This is a genomic window from Paraburkholderia sediminicola (assembly GCF_046027355.1).
Taxonomy (GTDB): Bacteria; Pseudomonadota; Gammaproteobacteria; order Burkholderiales; family Burkholderiaceae; genus Paraburkholderia; species Paraburkholderia sediminicola_B.
Genome location: NZ_JAQQEK010000024.1, coordinates 22,144 through 47,175 on the forward strand (window position 1 = coordinate 22,144; position 25,032 = coordinate 47,175).

General features: G+C 63.3%; 24 protein-coding genes. 19 read left to right on the forward strand and 5 right to left on the reverse strand.

The features are described 5' to 3' along the window. Positions 1 to 192 precede the first annotated feature (192 nt). Complete coding sequence (locus PQR42_RS32020) at positions 193 to 399, forward strand: DUF3185 family protein (RefSeq protein ID WP_408223266.1); 207 nt, start codon at positions 193 to 195, stop codon at positions 397 to 399. An 80-nt stretch (positions 400 to 479) separates the two neighbouring features. Here PQR42_RS32020 and PQR42_RS32025 read toward each other — a convergent pair whose 3' ends face one another. Next, complete coding sequence (locus PQR42_RS32025) at positions 480 to 1,241, reverse strand: phytanoyl-CoA dioxygenase family protein (protein ID WP_408383728.1); 762 nt, start codon at positions 1,239 to 1,241, stop codon at positions 480 to 482. A gap of 460 nt (positions 1,242 to 1,701) precedes the next feature. On the opposite strand from PQR42_RS32025, the gene PQR42_RS32030 reads away from it, so the two are divergent. Next, complete coding sequence (locus tag PQR42_RS32030; protein WP_132376385.1) at positions 1,702 to 2,067, forward strand: hypothetical protein; 366 nt, start codon at positions 1,702 to 1,704, stop codon at positions 2,065 to 2,067. Positions 2,068 to 2,244: 177 nt separating this feature from the next. Here PQR42_RS32030 and metK read toward each other — a convergent pair whose 3' ends face one another. Beyond that, the gene (gene metK, locus PQR42_RS32035) at positions 2,245 to 3,435 is read right to left on the reverse strand and encodes a methionine adenosyltransferase (protein ID WP_408212426.1); all 1,191 of its coding nucleotides are present in this window, start codon (positions 3,433 to 3,435) and stop codon (positions 2,245 to 2,247) included. Between the two features lie 277 nt (positions 3,436 to 3,712). On the opposite strand from metK, the gene PQR42_RS32040 reads away from it, so the two are divergent. The 9 genes from PQR42_RS32040 (at position 3,713) to hslU (ending at position 13,213) form a co-directional block, all read left to right on the forward strand. Further along, complete coding sequence (locus tag PQR42_RS32040; RefSeq protein WP_408212423.1) at positions 3,713 to 4,597, forward strand: lipid A biosynthesis lauroyl acyltransferase; 885 nt, start codon at positions 3,713 to 3,715, stop codon at positions 4,595 to 4,597. A 94-nt stretch (positions 4,598 to 4,691) separates the two neighbouring features. Next, a complete protein-coding gene (dapF, locus tag PQR42_RS32045) occupies positions 4,692 to 5,579 on the forward strand; it encodes a diaminopimelate epimerase (RefSeq protein ID WP_408383733.1) in 888 nt (295 codons plus the stop codon). Between the two features lie 57 nt (positions 5,580 to 5,636). Continuing rightward, complete coding sequence (locus tag PQR42_RS32050; RefSeq protein WP_408212416.1) at positions 5,637 to 6,359, forward strand: DUF484 family protein; 723 nt, start codon at positions 5,637 to 5,639, stop codon at positions 6,357 to 6,359. A gap of 40 nt (positions 6,360 to 6,399) precedes the next feature. Next, the gene (xerC, locus tag PQR42_RS32055) at positions 6,400 to 7,323 is read left to right on the forward strand and encodes a tyrosine recombinase XerC (protein ID WP_408383736.1); all 924 of its coding nucleotides are present in this window, start codon (positions 6,400 to 6,402) and stop codon (positions 7,321 to 7,323) included. 89 nt (positions 7,324 to 7,412) lie between these two features. Further along, positions 7,413 to 8,615, forward strand: coding sequence for a class I SAM-dependent rRNA methyltransferase (locus tag PQR42_RS32060; protein WP_408383738.1), 1,203 nt, complete (start codon positions 7,413 to 7,415; stop codon positions 8,613 to 8,615). 202 nt (positions 8,616 to 8,817) lie between these two features. Beyond that, entirely contained in the window at positions 8,818 to 9,906 is a 1,089-nt protein-coding gene (locus PQR42_RS32065; RefSeq protein ID WP_408383740.1) for a CobW family GTP-binding protein, read from the forward strand. Between the two features lie 577 nt (positions 9,907 to 10,483). Continuing rightward, positions 10,484 to 10,903 (forward strand): RNA polymerase-binding protein DksA, encoded by a 420-nt coding sequence (dksA, locus tag PQR42_RS32070; RefSeq protein WP_012431412.1) that lies wholly within the window; start codon positions 10,484 to 10,486, stop codon positions 10,901 to 10,903. Positions 10,904 to 11,320: 417 nt separating this feature from the next. Continuing rightward, entirely contained in the window at positions 11,321 to 11,857 is a 537-nt protein-coding gene (gene hslV, locus PQR42_RS32075) for an ATP-dependent protease subunit HslV (RefSeq protein WP_168792243.1), read from the forward strand. Positions 11,858 to 11,866: 9 nt separating this feature from the next. Beyond that, a complete protein-coding gene (gene hslU / locus PQR42_RS32080; RefSeq protein WP_132376394.1) occupies positions 11,867 to 13,213 on the forward strand; it encodes an ATP-dependent protease ATPase subunit HslU in 1,347 nt (448 codons plus the stop codon). A gap of 140 nt (positions 13,214 to 13,353) precedes the next feature. Here the strand turns inward: hslU and PQR42_RS32085 are convergent, their stop codons facing one another. Both PQR42_RS32085 and PQR42_RS32090 read right to left on the reverse strand, forming a co-directional pair. Further along, positions 13,354 to 13,896, reverse strand: a complete 543-nt coding sequence (locus PQR42_RS32085; protein WP_408212403.1) for a response regulator transcription factor — start codon at positions 13,894 to 13,896, stop codon at positions 13,354 to 13,356. Then, positions 13,893 to 15,203: an ATP-binding protein gene (locus tag PQR42_RS32090; protein ID WP_408383742.1), complete on the reverse strand. Its 1,311-nt coding sequence runs from the start codon at positions 15,201 to 15,203 to the stop codon at positions 13,893 to 13,895. Before PQR42_RS32090 ends, PQR42_RS32085 begins: the two co-directional genes overlap by 4 nt. A 128-nt stretch (positions 15,204 to 15,331) precedes the next feature. Here PQR42_RS32090 and PQR42_RS32095 point away from each other — a divergent pair, with 128 nt between their 5' ends. After that, positions 15,332 to 16,969, forward strand: a complete 1,638-nt coding sequence (locus PQR42_RS32095; protein WP_408383744.1) for a tetratricopeptide repeat protein — start codon at positions 15,332 to 15,334, stop codon at positions 16,967 to 16,969. 203 nt (positions 16,970 to 17,172) lie between these two features. Here the strand turns inward: PQR42_RS32095 and PQR42_RS32100 are convergent, their stop codons facing one another. Continuing rightward, positions 17,173 to 17,391, reverse strand: coding sequence for a cysteine-rich CWC family protein (locus PQR42_RS32100; RefSeq protein WP_408212396.1), 219 nt, complete (start codon positions 17,389 to 17,391; stop codon positions 17,173 to 17,175). A gap of 266 nt (positions 17,392 to 17,657) precedes the next feature. Here PQR42_RS32100 and argB point away from each other — a divergent pair, with 266 nt between their 5' ends. The 7 genes from argB to PQR42_RS32135 all read left to right on the forward strand — a co-directional run bounded on the left by argB (position 17,658) and on the right by PQR42_RS32135 (position 25,012). Then, complete coding sequence (argB, locus tag PQR42_RS32105) at positions 17,658 to 18,557, forward strand: acetylglutamate kinase (RefSeq protein WP_007179687.1); 900 nt, start codon at positions 17,658 to 17,660, stop codon at positions 18,555 to 18,557. A 227-nt stretch (positions 18,558 to 18,784) separates the two neighbouring features. Further along, positions 18,785 to 19,588, forward strand: coding sequence for a pyrimidine 5'-nucleotidase (locus PQR42_RS32110; RefSeq protein ID WP_408383746.1), 804 nt, complete (start codon positions 18,785 to 18,787; stop codon positions 19,586 to 19,588). Further along, the gene (gene slmA / locus PQR42_RS32115) at positions 19,555 to 20,238 is read left to right on the forward strand and encodes a nucleoid occlusion factor SlmA (RefSeq protein ID WP_408383748.1); all 684 of its coding nucleotides are present in this window, start codon (positions 19,555 to 19,557) and stop codon (positions 20,236 to 20,238) included. The genes PQR42_RS32110 and slmA overlap by 34 nt, the downstream gene beginning before the upstream one ends. Positions 20,239 to 20,548: 310 nt before the next feature. Next, positions 20,549 to 21,694, forward strand: a complete 1,146-nt coding sequence (gene metX / locus PQR42_RS32120; RefSeq protein WP_408383750.1) for a homoserine O-succinyltransferase MetX — start codon at positions 20,549 to 20,551, stop codon at positions 21,692 to 21,694. Beyond that, positions 21,691 to 22,299 (forward strand): methionine biosynthesis protein MetW, encoded by a 609-nt coding sequence (gene metW / locus PQR42_RS32125; RefSeq protein WP_132376401.1) that lies wholly within the window; start codon positions 21,691 to 21,693, stop codon positions 22,297 to 22,299. Before metX ends, metW begins: the two co-directional genes overlap by 4 nt. Before the next feature lie 14 nt (positions 22,300 to 22,313). Next, positions 22,314 to 23,708 carry an AmpG family muropeptide MFS transporter gene (locus PQR42_RS32130; RefSeq protein ID WP_408383752.1) on the forward strand — a complete coding sequence of 465 codons (1,395 nt, stop codon included), beginning with the start codon at positions 22,314 to 22,316 and terminating at the stop codon, positions 23,706 to 23,708. After that, entirely contained in the window at positions 23,690 to 25,012 is a 1,323-nt protein-coding gene (locus PQR42_RS32135) for a M48 family metalloprotease (protein ID WP_408383755.1), read from the forward strand. The genes PQR42_RS32130 and PQR42_RS32135 overlap by 19 nt, the downstream gene beginning before the upstream one ends. Positions 25,013 to 25,032: the final 20 nt, after the last annotated feature.

Sequence of the window (25,032 nt, forward strand, 5' to 3'; positions counted from 1 at the left end):
GCGCCCGATTAGTGCGGGCATGGGCAATTGCATGCTGCGGGAGGCGTACTGCTTTATTTTTGTAGGTAGGAAGACGGCCAGACCGCTATGGTAGCGAATCGACGTGATGCATGCAGACACCCAGTATGCGGGATGGACGAGCGCTTGCGGCTCCCCTACACTTTGCCCGACTCAAGCTTATGGGAGAGGTTGATGACGAAGGCGATTTCAATCGCGTTGATTGTCGGCGGTATTGTGCTGCTGTATTTCGGCGGACAGGCGTTCAATTCGGTGAGCAGCGACGTCTCGCGCGTCTTTACCGGTTCGCCGACCAACAAGGCGATCATGCTGATCGTGGGCGGCGTCGTGGCCACGATCGCCGGCCTGACGGGAATGGCTTTGTCGGGACGCAAGCGCTAACGGCGTGCGCGACGCGCGGCGTGGTGCTTCGGGGTCCCCGTACGTGGACCCGAAGCGCCGCCGCGAGAGATCGAAAAAAACTAGAACGCCACCTCGGGCTTCGCAGCCGAACGGGTTCCAGGCAGCGGCACGTTGCTCGCGCCGTGATAGGTGTACACCAGCGAAAACTTCACCTGATCGCTGATGTTCTTGCCGGCCGAATGCAGCGTATTGCAGTGGAAGAACACCACGTCACCGGCCTTCAGTTCAGGTGACACCGCGGTGCGAATCCATTCCTGATTCTCCTCCAGATCGGAGCGGAAGAATTTGGCCTGATCGAAACGGTCAGATGTGAACGCGGCGCTGTGCGACTTCGGCACCAGCCACAGCGCGCCGTTATCCACCGTCTCCGCGCCGACCGCAAGCCACACCGAAACCAGATCGTCCCGCTCGAACGACCAATACCGCACGTCGCGATGCCAGCCGGTCAAGCTACCGTACGCCGGATGCTTGGTCATCATGCAGTTATGGTGCGCGCGCGACAGGCGCGGCTCCTCACCGAAATACAGCTCCATCCAGCCGCGAATTTCCGGCGCGGTCGCCCATTGCGCGAAACTCGGATGACGTGCGTACGCATCCAGCAGCCGCCGCACCGTATGGCCGCCGGGCGCCTGCTTGGAAGTCGGCGCGCCGGGATACTGCAGATCCGCTTCGAACTCGATCGGCGCGGCCGCTTCCTGCAACTGACGGTGCGCAATCTGCTTCAATTCATCGCAACGCTCGGGCGACACCAATCCGGGCACCACGACAAAACCCTGCTCCCGCAACGTCTGAATCTGCTCTTTCTTGGAATGAAGTGACATGGTGTTCCATTACTGTCCACAAGCTGATGCTCGATTGTAAAACGGGCGCGATCGCACAGTGTGCTGTTTCACCAGCGGGAAACCGCACCTTACGCACTGCCTTCATGCGCCGTGCTCGATTTCATGGCACTTCAAATGGGCAAGCACGCACGAAAATCGACCGCAAAGGGCACGACCCCGCTGCCGCAAATCGCGATCTACCCCGTAAAAACCCGTATTTGCAGGGTAAAAACGGACTTTATGACGTCACGAATCGCGTGTAACCTGCGCTGCATGTTGATCGCCACTCCCGCACTTTCGCGCCGCGCACAGGCCGCCAAGGCCGACTCCGCTGTACTCCGTGCATTTTCCAGTCGAATTCCAGGCTTTCGCGCCGTCCGTCGCGACACCGCCATTGGCACATTTGGTGCTCTTCATGGCGTACATTCCGTCGCGCGACACGTTGCCTACTTGTGAAGCCATGCATACTCTCCTGAGCACCCGTCTTACCCGCGCCGCACTGAAAGCGGCGCGTCCTGCGCGCCGCCATGTCGTGCGCGCGCTGCGCCATCACGCCACCCGCACCCGCGCGCTGGGCGAACAATGGCGCGATGCCAAAGCCGTCGACGGCATTCGCACCTGGTTCAACACGTTCTTCTCCGCCTTGCGTCTGCAAGGCAGCTCGCGCCGTTTTTCGCTGCGCACGCTGCTGCGTAAACCGACGCCGCTGCGCCTCACCGCGCAGCGCGCACCGGTCGCCGTGCCGCAGAACACGAGCCGCCGCCCGCGTCGCATGTCGACGAATGGCAGCACCGGCTGGTTCGCATTTGCGTTTGCGAGCCGTTAAGGCGATTACAGGAACACGCTGCTGGACCGGCGCGGCTGATGCGCCGCGCTAACGCGAAAGCACATCGCGGCCGTTGAAGCCGCCGGTCGACTGCGCAGCAGCGCGCCCGACGCAAACAAAAAAAACCCCGCCCGGCTCACGCCGGCGGGGTTTTTTGCTGAAACGGACAACTCCCGCTTATTCGGCCAGCGCGGCAACCGGTTCCGTGCCGGCGGCTTCGGCGAGCACCAATGCCTTGTCCGTCGACTCCCATGTGAATTCCGGCTCTTCGCGGCCGAAGTGACCATAGGCCGCGCTCTTCTCATAGATCGGGCGCAGCAGGTCGAGCATCTGGATGATGCCCTTCGGACGCAGGTCGAAATGTTCCTGCACCAGACGCGTGATGGTCGCATCCGACACGCGGCCCGTGCCGAACGTATTCACCATGACCGACGTCGGCTGAGCGACGCCGATCGCGTACGACACCTGAATCAGGCAGCGCGAAGCGAGGCCCGCGGCCACGATGTTCTTCGCGACATAACGGCCGGCGTAGGCGGCCGAACGGTCGACCTTCGACGGATCCTTGCCCGAGAACGCGCCGCCGCCGTGCGGTGCGGCACCGCCGTACGTATCGACGATGATCTTGCGGCCGGTCAAACCGCAATCGCCTTGCGGACCGCCGATCACGAAACGACCCGTCGGGTTCACCAGGAACTTGATGTCGCCCTTGATGAGCTCGGCCGGCAGCGTCGGCTTGATGACTTCTTCGATCACAGCTTCTCGCAGCGTGTCCAGATCGATGTCCGGCGAATGCTGCGTGGACAGCACCACGGTGTCGATGGAATGCGGCTTGCCGTCGACATAACGCACGGTGACTTGCGACTTCGCATCCGGACGCAGCCAGGGCAGACGGCCGTCACGGCGCAGATTCGCCTGACGCTCCACCAGACGGTGCGACAGGTGGATCGGCAGCGGCATCAGTTCCGGCGTTTCCTCGCACGCGTAACCGAACATCAGGCCCTGGTCGCCGGCGCCTTGATCGAGGTTGTTGTCGTGCGCGCGGTCCACGCCTTGCGCGATGTCCGGCGATTGCTTGTCGTACGCGACGAGCACCGCGCAGCCGCGGTAGTCGATGCCGTAGTCGGTGTTGTCATAGCCGATGCGCTTGATCGTGTTGCGCGCAACCTGGATGTAATCGACGTTCGCGGTCGTGGTGATTTCACCGGCCAGCACGACGAGACCCGTGTTGCACAGCGTTTCCGCAGCGACACGCGAGTATTTGTCCTGAGCCAGAATGGCGTCGAGAATGGCGTCCGAAATCTGATCCGCGACTTTGTCGGGATGGCCTTCGGAGACGGATTCGGAAGTGAAGAGATAGTCGTTTGCCACGTTGCAGACTCCTGTTTTGTGGTTACGGTTGAGTTTCACGTAGCCAGCTTCGGGAGCCTTGAAGCGGCGACGCTTTAGCGGATTACCTTACCGGGAGGCGCAAATCACATGGTTTGCAGCCACCGGCTTCGCCCCGCAAGTTGTCTATTAACTCGGCGAAGCCCTTATTATAGCGACTTCTTATGATTGTCACAGAGTGATCACCCGTGCTGTATTTCGACCCGTCTTCAGGTTTCTTGAGCAAAGCGTCGCTCGACGCCCTACACGGAGGGGCCGCATGCTAAGTCGTCTTGGTGCCCATCTGGCCATTGGACTGCTGAAGTTTCTGGCGTTGCTGCCGTACGGTTTCGTTGCGCGACTGGGCGACGGGCTGGGCTGGCTGCTCTATCAGATCCCCAGCAACCGTAAGCGCATCGTCCACATCAATCTGAGCTTGTGCTTCCCGGAGTGGAGCGCCGAGCATCGCGAGGAGATCGCGCAGAAACACTTCCGCCACGCGATCCGCAGTTATGTCGAGCGCAGCGTCCAGTGGTTCGGCTCGGCGAAGAAGCTCGAAAAGCTCGTGCAGGTGGATAGCGAGATCGACCTGCTGGATCCCGACATGCCGCCCACCCTGTTGCTTGGCGCGCATTTCGTCGGTATCGAGGCGGGCTCCGTGTTCATCAATCACGCGCTGCGCCGGCAGTGCGGCGCGCTCTATCAGCCGATGTCCAACAAGGTGTTAGACGACGTGGCGAAAGCCGCGCGCGGCCGCTTCGGCGCGGACATGGCGAGCCGCGCCGACAGCGCGCGCATCGTGCTGCGCTGGCTCCGCGACGGCAAGCCGGTCATGCTCGGCGCCGACATGGACTACGGCGCGCGCAACTCCACCTTCGTGCCGTTCTTCGGCGTGCCGACCTGCACGCTGACCGCGGTCGGGCGTTTGGCCGGAGTGGGCCACGCGCAGGTCGTGCCGTTCATCGGCGAAGTGCTGCCGAACTACAAGGGCTATCGGCTGAAGGTCTTCAAGCCGTGGGAAAACTACCCAACCGGCGACGACGACGCGGACGCCCGTCGCATGAATGCCTTCCTGGAAGAGCAGATTCCGTTGATGCCCGAGCAGTACTACTGGGTGCATAAGCGCTTCAAGACCCGGCCGCCGGGCGAACCGAGCGTGTATTGAACGGCCGCCTTCGCGGTGTGCGAAGAAAGCGCCCGAACGCGGAAATAACACGGCGTTCGGGCGCACCTGCGGGCGCGTCACTTACAATAGCGTGATGAAACTGAAATTCACCAAAATGCACGGCGCGGGCAACGACTTCGTCGTGCTCGACGGCTACACCCAACCGGTCAACCTGACGCCGGCGCAGGTGCGCGCGCTCGCGGACCGGCATTTCGGCGTCGGCGCCGACCAGTTGCTGCTGGTCGAAAAGCCCACGGTGGCCGGCGTCGATTTCAGATATCGCATCTTCAATTGCGACGGCGGCGAGGTCGAGCATTGCGGCAACGGCGCGCGCTGCTTCGTCAAGTTCGTGCGCGACAGCGGCCTCACCGAGCAACGCAGCGTGCGCGTGCAGGTGCAAAAGGGCACCATCACGCTGACCATGCAGGACAACGGTGAAGTGCTGGTCGACATGGGCACGCCCGTGTTCGACCCGGAACGCGTGCCGTTCGCCACCAAAGGCATCGAAGGCCGCCGCGAAGGCGCGGACACGCTCTGGCCGCTCGACGTGAACGGCACGACACGCTGGATTTCGGTGGTGTCGATGGGCAATCCGCACGCCGTGCAGGTGGTCGACGACGTCGAAGCGTTCCCGGTGCTGGTCGAAGGTCCGGTGATCGAACGTCATGCGCGTTTTCCGCAGCGGGTGAACGCGGGCTTCATGCAGATCGTCGGCCGCAGTGAGGTCAAACTCCGCGTGTACGAACGCGGCGCGGGCGAAACGCTGGCGTGCGGCACGGGCGCCTGCGCGGCCGTCGCGGCTGGCATCCGGCGCGGGCTGCTGGATGCACCGGTGCTCGTGCATACGCACGGCGGCAAACTGACGATCACATGGGACAGCACGCAAGAAGGCGAGCCGCTGCTGATGGCGGGACCTGCCGCGACCGTCTTCGAAGGCGAAATCGAACTGCCCGACTCATTAGCCGATTCACAGGCCGCATAAATTCATTGACCGATGCGTCGCCCCAAGGCGTCGCCCCGTAGTCCTTTAGCCGAAACCATGAACGATCGCGAAGTCGCCGAATATCTGCTCGCCAATCCTGAATTTTTCGCCGAACACGCGGAAATGCTCGCGACGATCCGCCTCGCGAATCCACACGGCAAAGCCGCGGTGTCGCTGCAGGAACGGCAGATGGAAATGTTGCGCGACAAGAACAAGCACCTCGAACGCCGCCTCGCCGAACTCCTGCGCTACGGCCACGAGAACGACAGCATCGCGTCGAAATTCAACCGCTGGACCATTCGCGTGATGGCCGAGCGCGATCCGTATGCGCTGCCGCGCACGATCGCCACCGGCTTGCGCGATATTTTCGACGTGCCGCAAGCGGCGCTGCGCGTGTGGGATGTGGCCGAGCCGTATGCTCAGGCCGACTTCGCGCGCCACGTCGGCGAGGAAGTACGCATCTTCGCCAACAGCCTGACCACGCCGTATTGCGGCGCTAATACCGGCTTCGAGGCGGCGCAGTGGCTCGCGCCGTCCGTGACCGCCGTGAGCGACGAAGGCACGGCCGGCCATACGGCGTCCGAGTCGGCGCACGCCACCGAATCGATCGCCCTGCTCGCGCTGCGTGACCCCGAGGGCAAGGAAGAAGCGCCGACCTTCGGCCTGCTGGTGATGGGCTCGGCCGACGCGCGCCGCTTCCACGACGGCATGGCCACCGACTTTCTGACGCAGATCAGCGCGCTGGCCAGCGCCGCGCTGAGCCGTCTGCTGCCGCGCTGAGCCGCGTTCAGCGCCGCGCCAGCCGCTCAACAAGCCCACCGTGACCGCCGCCGACCCGATCGCCGCCTATCTGCTGAATCTCGAACACGAGCGGCGGCTGTCGGCACATACACTGCGCGGCTACACCCACGAACTCGAAGAACTCAAGCAGTTGGCCAAAGGCCGGCCGCTCGAAAGCCTCACCGCCGTGGATATTCGCGGCGCCGTTTCGCGAGCGCACGCGGGCGGCCTGACGGCGCGTTCGATCAGTCACCGGCTGTCGGCGTGGCGCGCGTTTTACCGCTGGCTCGCCGGCCGCGTCGATCTGCCGGCCAATCCGGTCGCCACCGTGCGCGCGCCAAAGCAGGCCAAGCCGCTGCCCAAAGCGCTTTCCGTCGACGACGCCACACGTCTGATGGAAAGTCCGCCCGCCGCATCGCCCGAAGGTTTGCGCGATCACGCCATGCTCGAACTGTTCTACTCGTCGGGCCTGCGACTCGCGGAACTGGTCGGCCTCGACGCCCGTTTCGCCGATGCCGACGGCTACCGCTCGGCTGGCTGGCTCAAGCTCGACTCCGCCGAAGTCGAAGTGCTCGGCAAGGGCAATCGGCGCCGCGTCGTGCCGGTCGGCAGCAAGGCGCTGGAAGCCTTGAGCGCCTGGCTCGCCGTCCGTGACCAGATGGTGAAGCACGATCCGCATCCACTGTTCCTGTCGGTGCGCGGCAACCGTCTGTCGCCGAACGTCGTGCGCGAGCGCGTGAAGCGCGCGGCGCTGGTCGCCGGCATTCCCGCCAATGTGCATCCGCACGTGCTGCGGCATTCGTTCGCCACGCACGTGCTGCAGTCGAGCGGCGATCTGCGCGCCGTGCAGGAATTGCTCGGCCACGCGAGCATCACCGCGACGCAGGTCTACACCGCGCTCGATTTCCAGCATCTCGCGCACGTCTACGATCAGGCGCATCCGCGCGCCAAAAAACGCGACTGACTCCGCGACTCGCGGCGTGCAGTCTTCGCCTTCGCTTTACCCGCCGCATGCGTTACGCAGCGCGGCCCATTGCTCTCTCTGACACCCTGATGAATACCGTTACGCTCAAACCGTCGAAAGAAAAGTCGCTGCTGCGCCGCCATCCGTGGGTCTATGCCAACGCGATTGACCGGATCGACGGCAATCCCGCGCCCGGCGCCACCGTGCTGGTGCGTGCGCACGACGGCCGTTTTCTCGCGCGCGCGGCCTACAGCCCGCATTCGCAGATCCGCGCCCGCGTGTGGAGCTTCGACGAATCCGAGCCGATCGATCACGCGTTTTTCAAGCGCCGTGTGCAGCGCGCGCTCGCGCACCGTCAGACGATGGTCCACGACACCGGCGCGGTACGGCTCATTTTCGGCGAGGCGGACGGCCTGCCGGGCTTGATCGTCGATCACTACGTTGCCGAGGACGAAGGCCAGCGCAGCCAGCTGGTCTGTCAGTTCATGGCGGCGGGCGTCGAGGCCTGGAAGGAAGCGATCGTCGCCGCGCTGACGGGCGCGACCGGCTGCCCGAACGTCTACGAACGCTCGGACGTGTCGATTCGTCAGAAGGAAGGACTTGAGCAAATCACGGGCGTGCTGGCGGGCGAAGCGCCCTCGGAAGCGTTGATCGCAAGCGAAAACGGCGTGCGCTATCACGTCGACGTGCGCAATGGCCACAAGACCGGCTTTTACGTCGATCAGCGCGACAACCGCCTGCTGGTGCAACAGCTCGCGCAGGATCGCGAGGTGCTGAACTGCTTCTGCTATACCGGCGGCTTCTCGCTGGCAGCGTTGAAAGGCGGCGCCAAACGCGTGGTGTCGATTGACTCGTCGGGCGATGCCCTGGCGATCGCCCAGCAGAACGTGGCGGCCAACGGTTTCGACGCCGAACGCGCCACCTGGCTCGACGCCGACGCATTCAAAACGCTGCGCCGCCTTTACGACGACGGCGAGCGCTTCGACCTGATCGTCCTCGATCCGCCGAAATTCGCGCCATCGCGTGAACATGTGGACCGCGCGTCGCGCGCTTACAAGGACATCAACCTGACCGGGCTGAAGCTGCTGCGCCCGGGCGGCCTGCTCTTCACCTATTCGTGCTCCGGCGCGATCGACGCCGAACTGTTTCAGAAAATCGTCTCCGGCGCGGCCGCCGACGCGCGCGTGGATGCCCGGATTCTCAAACGACTGGGCGCCGGGGTGGATCATCCGCTGCTCACCGCGTTCCCGGAAGGCGAATACCTGAAGGGCCTGCTGTTGCAAATCGCCTGATCGCCCATAATTTCAGGGTTATTTCCGGCGCCGCCGGCACGGGCCAAAGCGGGCTGGAGCAGGAGTGCGCCAGCGTCGCCGTGGCAGATATGTTTCAATAACCGCCTGGACAGGGCAGCGCGCCATCCGGCTGCGCGCCCGGCCTACGCATCCGCTTATTCACCCGATTACGCATCGTTTCACGACAATACAGGCGACCAACATGATTCCAGTCACCATCCTGACCGGCTTTCTCGGCAGCGGTAAAACCACCCTGCTCAAGCGCATCCTGAATGAAAAGCACGGCATGAAGATCGCCGTGATCGAAAACGAGTTCGGCGAAGAGAACATCGACAACGAAATCCTCGTGCAGGACACGGGCGAGCAAATCATCCAGATGAGCAACGGCTGCATCTGCTGCACGATTCGCGGCGACCTGTCGCGCGTGCTGGGTGATCTGGCGGCGCAGAAACAATCCGGCAAACTGGATTTCGACCGCGTCGTGATCGAAACCACCGGCTTGGCCAATCCGGGACCGGTCGCGCAGACGTTCTTCATGGACGATCAGATCGCCAACGAATTTCTGCTCGACGCGATCATCACGCTGGTCGACGCCAAGCACGCAAACCACCAGTTGGACGAGCACGAAGTCGTGCAGCGCCAGGTCGGTTTCGCCGACCGCCTGTTCATCACCAAGTCCGACCTGGTCGATGAAAAGCACATGGCCGATCTGCGCCACCGTCTGCTGCACATGAACCCGAGGGCGGCGATCAAGGTCGTCAATTTCGGCGAAGCGGACATCAAGGAAATCTTCGACCTGCGCGGCTTCAACCTGAATTCGAAGCTCGAGATCGATCCGGACTTCCTCGTCGAAGACGAGCATGCGCACAGCCACGCTCACGCACATGACGAGCACGGCCACACCCACGACGATCACGCCGACTGCGATCACGACCACGGCCAGTGCGATCACGAAGGGCACGATCACGCGCATCACCACCATGCGCACCACGACGACAAGATCAAGTCGTTCGTCTACCGTAACGATCGTCCGTTCGATCCGAACAAGCTCGAAGACTTTCTCGGCGGCATTCTGCAGATTTACGGCGAGCGCCTGCTGCGCTACAAGGGCGTGCTGTATATGAAGGGCGTCGACCGCAAAGTGGTATTTCAGGGCGTGCATCAGATGATGGGCAGCGATCTGGCCGCGAAATGGCAGCCGATCGAGAAAAAGACCAACAAGATGGTGTTTATCGGCATCGAACTGCCGCAAGACCTGATCACCGACGGTTTGGACGCCTGCCTCGCTTAAAGCGTGGCGCGCCTGTCCAATCATCTGCTGAATTCGCCGTAACGGCGGCCGAAAGCTGACTGAAAAGTCGCGCGTATGAAAAGCGCGTGAAAACCCTGCTGTATTAAAGCGTGCACGACCATCGCTTTTTGGTCGTGCGCGCGTTATATTTTCGGGATATCGGGGTGCCGCACGGGGATTTTCACCACTTGCGGTGCTGGATTGTGATTCAGTTACAATACGTGCCCACTGGAGAATGACAACGAATTGCCCGGTCAGCGCGTATCCCGCGCCGGGCCTGAAAGGCGCCGGAAAATCTTATCCGGACGAGACGCCGACAATGCCGGCTGGCAGCGCCTGAAAAGGCGCGCTGTCGGCAAGCAATGCCTCAGGAGCATTTGAGAATCGGTTTCCAGAGGAGTTCGGCCCCGCATTAGCGTTGCGACGCCCGGCGTGTGGGCGCCAGGCGCTTCGGCGTCACGACAGTCCACCGTCCGTGCCCGCCTTGGCGCTTCGCGTGCTCGAGGCGCATTTGCGGGCAATACGAAAGTGCGGGCACTATGTAAGAGTTTTGCCTCACATTGAAGAAGTAAGCCAGATGACGACGAAACGACTCTTGACCGAAGCCGAAATCCTGAAGATGAGCGACAAGGATTACATGAATGAGGATCAGCTCGCCTTCTTCAAGAACAAGCTCGAACAGCTGCAGGCGGATATTCTCCGCAATGCCGGCCAGACGACCGAGAACCTGCGCGAAACGGTAATCGTGCCGGACCCGGCCGACCGTGCAACGATCGAGGAAGAGCATGCGCTCGAACTGCGCACGCGCGACCGCGAGCGCAAGCTGCTGAAGAAGGTGCAGCAATCGATCGCACGCATCGATTCGGGCGACTACGGCTGGTGCGAAGAAACCGGTGAGCCGATCGGCATCCCGCGTCTGCTCGCCCGGCCCACGGCCACCCTGTCGCTCGAAGCGCAGGAGCGCCGCGAATTGCGCCAGAAGCTGTTCGGCGACTGAACGCTTGCGGCGCGGCTTCGGCTCCGCGCCCTGAAACGCTGCTTCGTCGAGAGGCGCACGGTGAGCCGTGCGCCTTTTTCTTTTGTGTGACGCTTTTTGGGGCGTTGCCGTGAAGATGGCTTCACGCGGCTGCCCGACGAACATCCGCCACGGCGCTCTTTCCGTCTCTTCCCGTCCGCGCGGCGCCCACTCGCGTGCGCCGTGTCCGCTGCCCGCACCAATTCGCGTGTTTTTTGTCTTATGCCATTTGCCGGCTCTTGATATGACCGCGCACGCCCTAAAATAAATCGGACATGCGCTGCACGAGCGCGCGCCGGCCGGTTCATTTGTTAAGCGTCGCGCGCCGTCCGCTTTCAGGATTCATGCGGTAGCGCAGTGCGCTGCCGCGTCCTACCCGTTTTGCAAAGAGGAACGCATATGGAGCAATTTCACGGCACGACGATCGTCTCCGTGCGCCGCGGCGACAAGGTCGCGCTCGGCGGCGACGGCCAGGTGACGCTAGGCAACATCGTCATGAAAGGCGGTGCGAAGAAAGTCCGGCGCATCTATAACGGCAAGGTGCTGGTCGGCTTCGCCGGCGGTACGGCCGACGCCTTCTCCCTGCTCGACCGCTTCGAAGCGAAGCTGGAAAAACATCAAGGCAACCTCACGCGCGCCGCCGTCGAACTCGCCAAGGACTGGCGCACCGACCGCATGCTGCGCCGTCTCGAGGCCATGCTGATCGCCGCGGACGCCACCACCACGCTGGTCATCACCGGCAACGGTGACGTGCTCGATCCGGAAGGCGGCATCTGCGCGATCGGTTCGGGCGGCGCCTATGCGCAAGCCGCCGCGACCGCACTCGCTCACAACACTGAACTGTCGCCCCGGGAAATCGTGGAGAAGTCGCTGGAGATTGCCGGCGACATGTGTATCTACACGAACCATAACCGCGTTATCGAGACGATCGAGTAAGGACCCACGATGAGCACCATGACCCCTGCCGAGATCGTCTCGGAACTCGACAAACACATCATTGGCCAAGGCCGCGCGAAAAAAGCGGTGGCCGTGGCGCTGCGCAATCGCTGGCGCCGTCAGCAGGTTGAAGATCCGCTGCGTCAGGAAATCACGCCGAAGAACATTCTGATGATCGGACCGACCGGCGTCGGCAAGACTGAAATCGCTCGGCGTCTGGCGAAACTGGCCGACGCGCCATTCATCAAGATCGAAGCGACCAAGTTCACCGAAGTCGGCTATGTGGGTCGTGACGTGGACAGTATCGTGCGCGACCTGATCGAAATTTCGGTCAAGCAGACGCGCGAAACGGAAATGCGCAAAGTGCGGACTAAGGCCGAAGATCAGGCCGAAGACCGCATCCTCGATATTCTGCTGCCGAGCGCGCGCCCGGTCGGCTTCGGCGCGAGTTCGAGCGCCGCCGATACCGTCGACGAAGGCAGCACCACGCGCCAGACATTCCGCAAGCGCCTGCGCGAAGGCCTGCTCGACGACAAGGAAATCGAGCTCGACGTCGAACAGCCGCAAGTCGGCATGGACATCATGGGGCCGCCGGGCATGGAAGACATGACCGAGCAGATCCGTTCGATGTTCGCGAACATCGGCGGCGGCAAGAAAACGCGCCGCAAGATGAAGGTGAAGGAAGCGCTGAAAGTCCTCACCGACGAAGAAGCCGGCAAGATGCTGAACGACGAGGAGGTGAAAACCAAGGCCGTGCAGAACGTCGAGCAGAACGGCATTGTGTTTCTCGACGAGATCGACAAGATCGCCTCGCGCAACGAAGCCGGCGGCGGCGAAGTTTCGCGGCAGGGCGTGCAGCGCGATCTGTTGCCGCTGGTCGAAGGCACCACGATCAACACCAAGTACGGCATGGTGAAGACCGATCACATTCTGTTCATCGCGAGCGGCGCATTCCACCTCGCCAAGCCGAGCGATCTGATTCCGGAACTGCAAGGCCGTTTTCCGATTCGCGTCGAACTGGATTCGCTGTCGGTGAATGACTTCGAGTCGATCCTGGTGTCCACGGACGCGAGCCTCGTCAAGCAATACCAGGCCCTGCTCGCCACTGAAGACGTGCACCTGGAATTCGCCGACGACGGCATTCGCCGCCTCGCCGAGATCGCGTACTCGGTGAACGAGAAGACCGAGAACATCGGTGCACGGCGTCTCTACACGGTGATCGAAAAGCTGCTCGAGGAAGTCTCGTTCGCGGCCGGTAATCACTCGGGCCGGACGGTGCAGATTGATGCGGCCTATGTCGATCGCGCGCTGAACGAAGTGGCGGAAGATGAGGACCTGTCGCGCTACGTGCTGTGATGTCGATGCTGAGATTGTCTCGATCTGTTGTCTTCGCTGCTTGAGGCAGAACAGATGTGAGGCGTATAAAAAACGGGCTGCCTTTGATCAGGCAGCCCGTTTTTATTTGCTTACGGCAAGCGGAACCGAAACCCCCGCCCTTACTGCTTGACCGGCCGCTTCGCCAGCTTGCGTTGCAGCGTGCGCCGATGCATGTTCAACGCGCGCGCGGTAGCGGAAATATTACCGCCGTGCTCGGCGAGCACGCGTTGAATATGCTCCCACTCCAGACGCGCCACCGACAACGGCGTGGGATGCTCGATCGCCTCTTCTGCTTGCAGTGCGCTCGCTTCACTTTGCAGCGCCGACAGAATCGTCTCGACGTTGGCAGGCTTGGCCAGGTAATTATCGGCACCGTCTTTCACCGCTTGCACCGCGGTGGCGATGCTCGCATAGCCCGTCAGCACCAGCATGCGCGCGTCGGGTTGCAAATCGCGCAAAGGCGCGACGAGCGTGAGACCGGAGTCATTGCCGAGATGCAGATCCACCGTGATCTGGTTGAACTTCTGCTGATTCGCCAGCTTGATCGCCTCATCCGCGTTGTGCGCTTCGCTCACCGTGTAACCGCGCCGGGTGAGACCACGGGCGAGGATGCCGGAGAACACCTCATCGTCGTCGATCACCAGAAAATTCATATCGCTCATGCCTGTTTCTCCGTGTTGGATGGCGCAGCGCCTTGACGGCCTTTGCCAGAAAATTTGCGTCCGGCGAGCGGCAGCTTCAGCACCGCGCGCGTGCCACGCGGCTTGATCGTGCTGACATCGGTCAGTTCGATCGATCCCTTCAGACGCGCCGCCGCCGAAAAAGCCAGATAGAGGCCCACGCCGTGCCCACCTTGCGTACTCTCGACCGGCACCGCGCCGAGCGAGCCGCGCAACGTGGCCGGAATGCCAGGGCCTGCATCACATACTTCGAAGACTATCTGGTCGCCGCGTGACGCCAGCGTGCAGGACAGCGTCACGTGATCGCGGCTTGCACGCGCGGCGTTGTCGAGCAAAATCGTCAGAATCTGACTCACGGCCACCGTATCGTCAAGACTGACATCTTCCGGCGGCACGCCGATCCGCTCGAACTTCACATGCGGATGACGCAAGCGCCACTGCTCCCCGAACGATTCGAGCCACTCGCCGATCTGCTGCCGGTTAGTGGTTGTCGACGCCCGGCTGCGCAAGCGCGCAAGCGCCGACGTACACAATGTCATTTGTTGTTCGAGCAACTCGAGATCGGCGCTATAAGGCGCAAGTCCCTTATCGGAACGCGCCGCATCTCGCAATTCTTCGGACAACATTGCAATTGTAGACAACGGCGTACCGATTTCGTGCGCAACGGTAGCGGCCTGCACGCCCAGAGCGACCGCGCGTTCGTCGTGAAGCAAGCGCTGCTGCGCGTCTCCGAGCGCTGCGTCACGTAGTCGCAACGCGCGCGACATGCGCGCGACGAACCATGCAATGAGGCCGACGCTGACCATGAAGTTCACCCACATGCCCGCGCGGTAGTAGTCGAACAGGTTCGCGGGATTGTCGAGATTCAGCGGCACGGAATCGAAACCGAGGACCGCGTAACAGGCCACGGCAAACGCCGCGAGCCATGCCATCAGATGCCACGGCAGCACGGCCGCGGCAATCGCGAGCGAAGGCAGGTAGAGCGAAACGAATGGATTGGTGGTGCCGCCGGAGAGAAACAGCAGCGCGGACAAGGCGCCCAGATCGACCCAGATCTGGCCGAACAATTCCATGTTGGACTCGGGGCGCTGCTGCGAGACGCGCCACCACGTGATCCCGTTGAAGATCACTTCGAGCGCGATCACGAGCAGCATGGCGGGCAACGGCAGATGCACGCCGATAAAGATCTGCACGAACGCGATCGTCATCAACTGGCCAATGATCGCGAGACTGCGCAGCCAGAACAGGTGCCCGAGATTGACGCGGCCAGTATTGGTTATTCGATGCATGACTTTAATTTACCTGTTCGGACTAGTCCGACTTACCTCACGGCCTTGCGTCGGTAACATGGACTTTTTGCGATAGCGCCTAACGGGAACGACCTTTTTCTTCGGTTCCTTCATCGCGCAACCCATTCATGCTACCTACTTCCCACATCGAGGCCGACGCCTCCTCAGCTTTCCTGACCGTTCTGCGACAAGCCGCCGCAGCCCGGCAAAACGGCACGGCGCAGGCCGAAGCCGACTGCCTCGACGCCGCGGCGCGAATCCATCCACTCGACCACGCTTCGCTCGATTCGCTCACGGCCAAGCTGCTCGAACAACACCGTTCCGGCGACGCAGTCGAACTCGCCGCCATTATTGCCCAACTCGATCCACGCAACGCTCTTGCACACTTTCGTCTCGGCTACGCGCTGCAGATGGCGAATCGGCATGACGAGGCCATCGCCCCGTATCGTCATGCAGTCGCAATCGATCCGCGATTGCCGCGCCTACGCAACAATCTGGCCGCTGCACTGACGTTCACGGGCGGCGACCTGAACGAACAGATCGTGCTTCTGGAAAGTGCCGTCCGCGATGAGCCTGACGACGGCAACGGCTGGACCAATCTCACGCAGGCTTACCGCGCGAACATGGATCTACCGCGCGCGCTCGAAGCTGGCGCAAAGGCCGTGCAATGCGCGCCGCATAGCCCGCTGGCGCACAACAACTATGCGCTGACGCTGCGCGAGGCGCAACGCTGGGACGACGCGATGCAAGCCGCCCAAACCGCCTGCGCGCTGGCCCCCAACGACGCCGCCATGCGCTCCAATCTCTCCATGCTGCAGCTCGCGCGCGCCGACTACGCGAACGGCTGGGCATCACACGAGGCGCGCTGGGACGGCTCTTCGGAACTGGGCGGCAACCGTCCGGTGATGCCGGCGCCGCTTTGGCGTGGCGAACCGCTCGCCGGCAAGACGCTGTTCGTGTGGGGTGAGCAAGGCATGGGCGACCTGTTGCAGTTCTGCCGCTATATCCCGATGCTGGCCGAGCGCGTTCATCGCGAAGGCGGCCGTCTCATCTGGAATTCGTTCCCGCAGATGGGCGCGCTGCTTACACGCAGCCTCGGCGCTCATGCGGACGAGTTTTCGGCCGGCGGCGGTGTCGAATCGCTACCCGCGTTCGACTACGAGATTCCGTTGCTGAGCCTGCCGCTGATATTCGACACGCGCGAGGAAACGATTCCGGCGGCGCCCTATTTGCGAACTAACTCAGCAGCCGCCAAGTCCTGGCAAGAACGGCTTGCTGGCGAATCGCGGCTCAGAGTCGGGCTGACATGGACCGGCAGCCACGGCCATCAACGCAATCCGTTCCGGCGTGTCGGCTGGGAACGCTATGCGGCTCACTTCGGCGGCATGCAGGACGTGGCGTTCTATTCATTGCAGCCAGGCGCCGGCGCGGACGTGGCGGCGGCACGCACGGCCGGCTTGCCGATGACCGACTACTCCGCCGAATTCGCGACGTTCGACGACACCGCCGCGTTCGTGGGCGCCCTCGACCTTGTCATTACGGTTTGCACCTCTGCGGCGCATCTAAGCGGCGCGCTCGGTCAGCGCACCTGGGTGCTGCTCGACGTCAACCCGCACTGGGTCTGGCTGCTCGACCGCCGCGATAGCCCGTGGTATCCGAGCGCCACACTGTACCGGCAGCCGCAATTCGGTCAGTGGGAGCCGGCGCTGGAAGCCGTCGCGCGTGATCTGAGCGCGCTTGCGGCGCAGCATCGTCGGGCGGCGTAAGTCAGCGGCGCTTGCGTAGGGCAGCGGCGTTTCCATATGCCGGCAACGCCCTCGTAAGCCAGTGCGCTCTCGCAAGCCGGCGGCGCACTGGTAAGTCGGCGCGATGCGCCCGTAAGCCAGTGGCATTCTCCTCAACCAGCGCCACTCCGGGGAACTGACGGCGCTCTCCCAAGCTACACCGCTTCCCGCGGCCACCCCGCCCATCACCCGCCGCCGGGCCGCCCCTGAGCCGCCCGCGCAATCTCCGCCGCAAGACATTCAGGACACAGACAGCGCCCAGCCGGATCGAGCCGCTCCGCCGGCATCGGCGGCATTTCGCGGCACCAGCAATCGAACGGCTGCCCATGCATGGCGCAGTCGAACGCGTTACCGCAGCGCGGGCAGCGCGCGCTGCTTTCAGAGCGGGAAACGGACGGTTTCATGACGGGCCGGATAATCTCGCTTCAGCCTGGATCAGGAAATGATGCCACGACTGGCGAACCGCCGTGAGTCGTCCGTTCGGCTAGTTCACGGGCGCCTCCAAAGCGCGGTACGCTTCGTCGTCCGGCTGGCGTCCGTGGCATGTCATTGCGCGGCGCGCAAACCCGCTGACGCCCGCCGCCCGCGCAACTATCGAAAACCCTGTTGCAGCGCGCCAGTCCTGTACAATTCGCCCTGTTTTAACTGTTCCGTGCCTGAGCCTGCCGCCATGTCCGAGCTTCCCGACCTTTCGCAGATCGCGCCCACCCTGAAGGCTGAAATCCTGGCCGAGGCGCTTCCCTACATTCGTCAGTATCACGGTAAGACCGTGGTCATCAAATACGGCGGCAACGCCATGACCGAAGAGCGGCTCAAGCAAGGCTTCGCGCGCGACGTGATCCTGCTCAAGCTGGTCGGCATCAATCCGGTCATCGTGCACGGCGGCGGTCCGCAGATCGACCAGGCGCTGAAGAAGATCGGCAAACAGGGCACGTTCATCCAGGGCATGCGCGTCACCGACGAAGAGACGATGGAAGTCGTCGAATGGGTGCTCGGCGGTGAAGTGCAGCAGGACATCGTCACGCTGATCAACCATTTCGGCGGCCACGCGGTCGGCCTGACGGGCAAGGACGGCGGCCTGATCCACGCACGCAAGATGCTGATGCCGGATCGCGACAATCCAGGCCAGTACGTCGATATCGGCCAGGTGGGCGAAGTCGAGGCGATCAACCCGGCGGTCGTGAAGGCGCTGCAGGACGACGCGTTCATTCCGGTGATCTCGCCGATCGGCTTCGGCGAAGACGGCCTGTCGTACAACATCAACGCGGATCTGGTCGCGGGCAAGCTGGCGGTCGTGCTGAACGCCGAAAAGCTCGTGATGATGACCAACATCCCCGGCGTGATGGACAAAGAAGGCAATCTGCTCACCGATCTGTCGGCGCGCGAAATCGACGGCCTGTTTGCCGACGGCACGATCTCCGGCGGCATGCTGCCGAAAATCTCGTCGGCGCTGGACGCGGCCAAGAGCGGCGTGCGTTCGGTGCACATCATCGACGGCCGTATCGAGCACTCGGTGCTGCTGGAAATTCTCACCGAACAGCCGTTCGGCACGATGATCCGCTCGCATTGATTCCTGCCTCAAACCCGGCACACGCGGCGCGTCAACATGGCGTGCCCTGTGTGCCGTGCAGTTGCGCTGGGCAGTCATACGGCGCGCGCTTCACCTTCAGCGGCTCGCAACGACGCGCCGCCACAAAGCATCAACCCGCTCACCCCTCTTTTCTCGCCACTCGCACCGTGAACCGTTCGCGTTCGCCGCGTGAGGCCACTCTTCGCGCCTGAACGGCGCCCTCCATCATGCGCACTCCCACTTCCCGACGCCATCGTCCGCATATCGAAGGAGGCCGTCCGGTCTGGCTGTTCGATCTCGACAACACGCTGCATCACGCATCGCACGCGATCTTTCCGGCGATCAATCAAGGGATGACGCAGTACATCATCGACGCACTGCAAGTGGACATCGACGAAGCCAACCGTCTGCGTACCGGCTACACGCAACGCTATGGCGCGACGCTGCTGGGCCTGACGCGCCACCATCCGCTCGATCCGAACGACTTCCTGAAGGTCGTGCACACCTTCCCCGATCTCGGCTCGATGATCCGCCATGAACGCGGCGTCGCGCGCCTCGTGGCGGCCCTGCCGGGCCGCAAGATCGTGCTGACCAACGCGCCCGAAGCCTATGCGCGCGCGGTGCTCGCCGAACTGCGCATTGAGCGTCTGTTCGAACAGGTGATCGCCATCGAACACATGCGCGATCGCCGCCGCTGGCGCGCCAAGCCCGACCACGCGATGCTGCGCAAGGCCATGCGCGACGCACACGTTTCGCTGAAGGACGCGATCCTCGTCGAGGACACGCGCTCGCATCTGAAGAACTACCGGCGGCTCGGCATCCGCACGGTGTGGATCACCGGTCATCTGCCGCGCAAGCCACACGCGGACGGCGTGCCGACGCGCCTGCCGGGCACTGGCCGGCCACACTATGTCGACAGAAGCATTCGTTCGTTAAAATCGTTACGACTGAGCACCCGCTCGGTTCGATTGAAGAGACAGCAGACGGGACGACAGCCATGCAGCCGATCGACAAGCCTGACGAAGTCTTAACCGAACACGAACCGACCACCACGCTCGCCGCGCCGCGCGCGCAGCGCCTGAAGCCGGGCGAGCGCCGCGTGCACATCCTCCAGACGCTCGCGGCGATGCTGGAGGCGCCCAAGAGCGAAAAGATCACCACTGCGGCGCTGGCCGCCCGGCTTGGCGTATCGGAAGCCGCGCTTTACCGTCACTTCGCCAGCAAGGCGCAAATGTTCGAAGGGCTCATCGAGTTCATCGAGCAGACCATCTTCGGGCTGATCAACCAGATCGCCGACAAGGAGAGCAACGGCGTGCTGCAGGCGCGCTCGATCGCGTTGATGCTGCTCAACTTCCCCGCGAAGAATCCCGGTATGACACGCGTGCTGACGTGCGAGGCGCTGGTCGGCGAGCATGAACGGCTGACCGAGCGCGTCAATCAGATGCTCGAACGCGTCGAGGCGTCGCTCAAACAATGTCTGCGTCTCGCGCAGATGGAGGCGAACACCGGCGCGAGTTCGGGTGAAAGCGCCGTCCCATTGCCCGCCGGCTACGATCCCGCGATCCGGGCGAGTCTGCTGCTGAGCTATATCATCGGCCGCTGGCACCGCTATGTGCGCAGCGGCTTTGCGCGGCCGCCCGCCGAACACGCCGACGCCCAACTGCTCCTGATTCTTCAGTAGTCCGCTCGGCACGCGCGGCGTCATGGCGCCGCCCGCGACGTTGTCACACGAAAATTTCCGCTATACTTTGCGCCTGACTGCGGCACCCGGATGCATCCTGGGGCCGCTGTCCGCAACACCCTGAACACTTGCTTGAAGACCATATACGCGCCGATTTGCTGACTCGATTGCGGGCGCGCGAACTGCCGGGAACGTTTCCCGCAGTTCACTATAAATGCGGCTAAAGAGGTCGTCAGCCGCGCACACAGTCGTTCCCCCGTGCTTTTGCCGACGCCGTTTAGCCGCCCTGTTTTGATAAATGGCGGAATGAATGGAATCGATCGGTATCGTCGCTCCCCAAAAAATGCATTTCACCGAGCCGCTGCAGTTGCAGAACGGCAGCTCGCTGGCCGGCTACGACCTGATGGTCGAGACTTACGGCACGCTCAACGCCGCGCGTAGCAACGCGGTGCTGGTGTGCCACGCGCTCAACGCCTCGCACCATGTGGCGGGGGTGTATGCCGATAATCCCAAGGACATCGGCTGGTGGGACAACATGGTCGGCCCGGGTAAACCGCTCGACACCGACAAGTTCTTCGTGATCGGTGTGAACAACCTGGGATCGTGCTTCGGCTCGACCGGGCCGATGAGTATCGACCCGGCTACCGGCCATCCGTACGGCGCGACGTTCCCTGTCGTGACGGTGGAAGACTGGGTCAACGCCCAGGCACGCGTCGCCGATCAGTTCGGCATCGCGCGCTTCGCCGCGGTGATGGGCGGCAGCCTCGGCGGCATGCAGGCGCTCGCGTGGAGCATGATGTATCCGGAGCGCGTCGGTCATTGCATCGTGGTCGCGTCCACGCCGAAGCTGTCGGCGCAGAACATCGCGTTCAACGAGGTCGCGCGCTCGGCGATTCTGTCGGACCCGGACTTCCACGGCGGCAACTACTACGCGCATAACGTGAAGCCGAAACGCGGCTTGCGCGTCGCGCGCATGATCGGCCACATCACGTATCTGTCGGACGACGACATGGCCGAGAAATTCGGCCGTTCGCTGCGCCGCGCGGAAGGCGCGCTGGACGCGTATAACTTCAACTTCGACGTGGAATTCGAGGTGGAGTCGTATCTGCGCTACCAGGGCGACAAGTTCGCCGACTACTTCGATGCGAACACGTACCTGCTGATCACCCGCGCGCTCGATTACTTCGATCCCGCCAAGGCCTTCGAAGGCGATCTGACCGCCGCGGTCGCGCACACGACGGCGAAATACCTGATCGCCAGCTTCTCGACCGACTGGCGTTTCGCGCCGGCCCGCTCGCGCGAACTGGTGAAGGCGCTGCTCGACCACAAGCGCACGGTCACCTACGCGGAAATCGACGCACCGCACGGCCACGACGCCTTCCTGCTCGACGACGCGCGCTATCACAACCTGATGCGCGCCTACTACGAACGTATTGCGAACGAGGTGAACGCATGAACCAGCGAGCACTCGATTACCTGGCGCTGCGCCCGGACTTCCGCGCGATCGCCCGCTGGGTCGAACCGCGCGCCACCGTGCTGGATCTGGGCTGCGGCGACGGCTCGCTGCTCTCGCTCCTGACCGAGGAACTGGACGTGCAGGGCTACGGCATCGAAATCAACGACGCCGGCGTGCTGGCGTCGACGCAAAACGGCGTCAACGTAATCCAGCAGAATCTGGAAGACGGCCTGCGCCTGTTCGAAGACGCCAGCTTCGATTTCGCGATTCTGTCGCAGACGCTGCAAACCATTCATCAGACGGCGGCGATCCTGCGCGAGACCGTGCGGGTCGGCAAGGAATGCATCGTGTCGTTCCCGAACTTCGGCTACTGGGCGCATCGGCTCTCGGTGCTGCAGGGCCGCATGCCGGTGTCGAAGTCGCTGCCTTATCAGTGGCACAACACGCCGAACGTGCGGGTACTGACCATTGAGGATTTCGAGGCGCTGGCGCCGGAAGTCGGCATCGAGATTCTCGACCGCGTGGTGCTGCACGACGGTCAGGTGGTGCGGTGGGGGGTGAACTGGCGTGGTAGTCTTGCGGTCTATCGCGTCAAGAAAAGCTAACGCCACTTATCCACATGTCGAACCCGCCGCACGAGGCGCCTGCACTTACCGCTCACGAAGAACATCCCGGCTGGCGCGCGTTCCTGAATACGCGCATGCTGATCTGCGTCTTTCTCGGCTTTACGTCGGGATTGCCGCTGTTCACGCTCGTCTATCTGGTGCAGGCGTGGTTACGCTCCGAAGGCGTCAATCTGAAGGAAATCGGCCTCTTTGCGCTGATCCAGTTCCCGTACACCTGGAAATTCATCTGGGCGCCGCTGATGGACCGCTACGTCCCGCGTTTTCCGGGCTGGCGCCCGGGCAGACGGCGCGGCTGGATGCTGGTCACGCAGATTCTGGTGGCCGGCGCCATTGGAACGTTGGGGTTCGTGTCGCCGAAAGATTCGATCTGGACGGTGGCGGCTTTGACGGCACTGGTCGCATTCTTCGGCGCAAGTCAGGACATCGTGATCGACGCCTACCGGCGCGAACTGCTGAGCGATACCCAGCAGGGGCTCGGTAACGCGGTCCATGTGAACGCCTACAAGATCGCCGCACTGGTGCCGGGTTCGCTCGCGCTGATTCTGTCCGATCATTTGCCGTGGACCACCGTTTTCATCGTGACGGCCGCGTTCATGCTGCCCGGCATGGTGATGACACTGGTGGTGCGCGAACCCGAAGTGCACGGCACGCCGCCCAAAAACCTGCGCGAAGCGATCGTGCAGCCGTTCAAGGAATTCATTCAGCGCGACGGCTGGCGTGGCGCGCTGTTCGTGCTCGGTTTCATCTTCCTGTACAAGCTCGGCGACACGATGGCGACCACGCTGTCCACCTCGTTCTTTCTCGACATCGGCTTTTCGCGCACGCAGATCGGCGTGATCGCGAAGACCACCGCATTCGGCGCGAGTCTGGCGGGCGGGATCGTCGGCGGGATCTGGCTGATGAAAATCGGCATCGGCCGCGGGCTGTGGATCTTCGGCGTCCTGCAGATGGTGTCGACGCTCGGCTTTGCGTGGCTCGCGCATCTCGGACCGGCTTCGCCCGGTCTCGTGGTGATCTACGACATCGCCGTCTGGATGAGCGAGGGAACGACAAAGCTGCTCGCGCTGGTGGGCGTCGATTGGGCCGTGCAGCTCGAGCCGCGTTCAGTTGCGCTAGCGCTCGTCTACGGGTTGGAAACCTTTGCCACTGGGCTGACGATGGCGGCATTCACCGCCTATATCGCCAGCACCACCGATCCGCGCTACACCGCCACGCAGTTCGCGCTCTTCACGAGCCTCGCTTCGGTGCCGCGCACATTGGCTTCGGCGGCGAGCGGCTACGTGGTCGCGCAGATCGGCTGGTTCGATTACTTTATCGTCTGCACGGCGTTGGGGTTGCCCGGCATGTTGCTTCTGCTGCGCATCGCGCCGTGGAGGACGCAGTCGTGAAGGCGCTTCTTTCGAAGGGCGCGCCGCGCTCGACTACGTCCCGGCGTCCCGTGCTCAAGGCCAGCCACGTAGTACCGCACGCAATGTGGGCGCTCGGCTGTGTGGGCCTGGCGCTGGCCACGCCATCGAGCGTCTATGCAGCAGCCGCGCCGGCAGCCGCTACCAGCGCACCCGCAGCAGCGCCGGCGGCCGCGCCCACCACGACGGCCGCGCCAACGGCGAAGTCCGCGGCAACTGCCGCGAGCGCGGAAAGCGCGACATCGGCGGCACAAGGCGCGAACAGCGGCACCAGCGCGCCAGGTGCCGGCAGCACGCCCGCTGCTGCGACGCCGCCCTCGCCGCCTTCATCGCCTTCGTCACCCCAATCGACCCAGCCGCCGCCGGCTCCGGTCACGGCCAGAACGCCCGCTGCGACATCAACGCCGTCCGCCACAACCGCCAAGGCGCCTGCCGTTCCTTCGATGCCCGCCCCGGCGTCCGCATCGTACAGCCCGAACACGCAGCTGCGTTACGGCGGCTACCTGGTGTTCCGCAACCTGATCCCATCGCCGATGCTCGAGGCGCAAGCCGCCGAAGAGTTCAACCAGATCGCCTACGGCGCCGAGCACGCCAACCGTCTGTACGGCGACACCGACGCGCACGTCACGCGCGTGCGTTCGATCGTCGACAAGATGGTTCCGTACTCGCTGAAATGGAACGAGCGCGCCAAGAACTGGAAGTGGGATGTGGCCGTGGTGCGCTCGCCCGATATCCGCATGTACTGTCTGCCGGGCGGCAAGATCGTCGTGTACGGCGGACTGCTCGACCGCGCGCGTCTGAATGACAACGAGCTCGGCATGCTGATCGGCCATGAGATCGCGCACGCGCTGCGCGAACATGCACGCGAGCGGCTCGGCCAACTGCAGGCGAGTCAGCTCGACTCGTCCGGCACGATCCCGCCGTTGTTCGGGCTCGCCGATCTGGGCGCGGCGCCGCTCGGCATCGGCTCGCGCCTGCTGGAAATGAAGTACGAGAATACCGACGAGACCGAAGCCGACGTGATCGGCAGCGATATCGCGTCGCGTGCCGGCTTCGATCCGCGCGCGGCGGTCACGCTCTGGGACAAGCTGGCGCAGGCCACGCGCAGCAACCGCGATCAGGGCTTCATCTACGTGCATCCGTACACACCGGCGCGCCGTCAGGACATCATCAAGCGCTTGCCCGACATGCTGCCGCTCTACGCGAAGGCGATCGGCAAGACGGTGGACGCGTTGCCGGACTACGCCGGCATGGGCCGTCCGCGCCGCAAACTGGTCCGCGATTGAGTGGCGCGGGCCGAACGCGC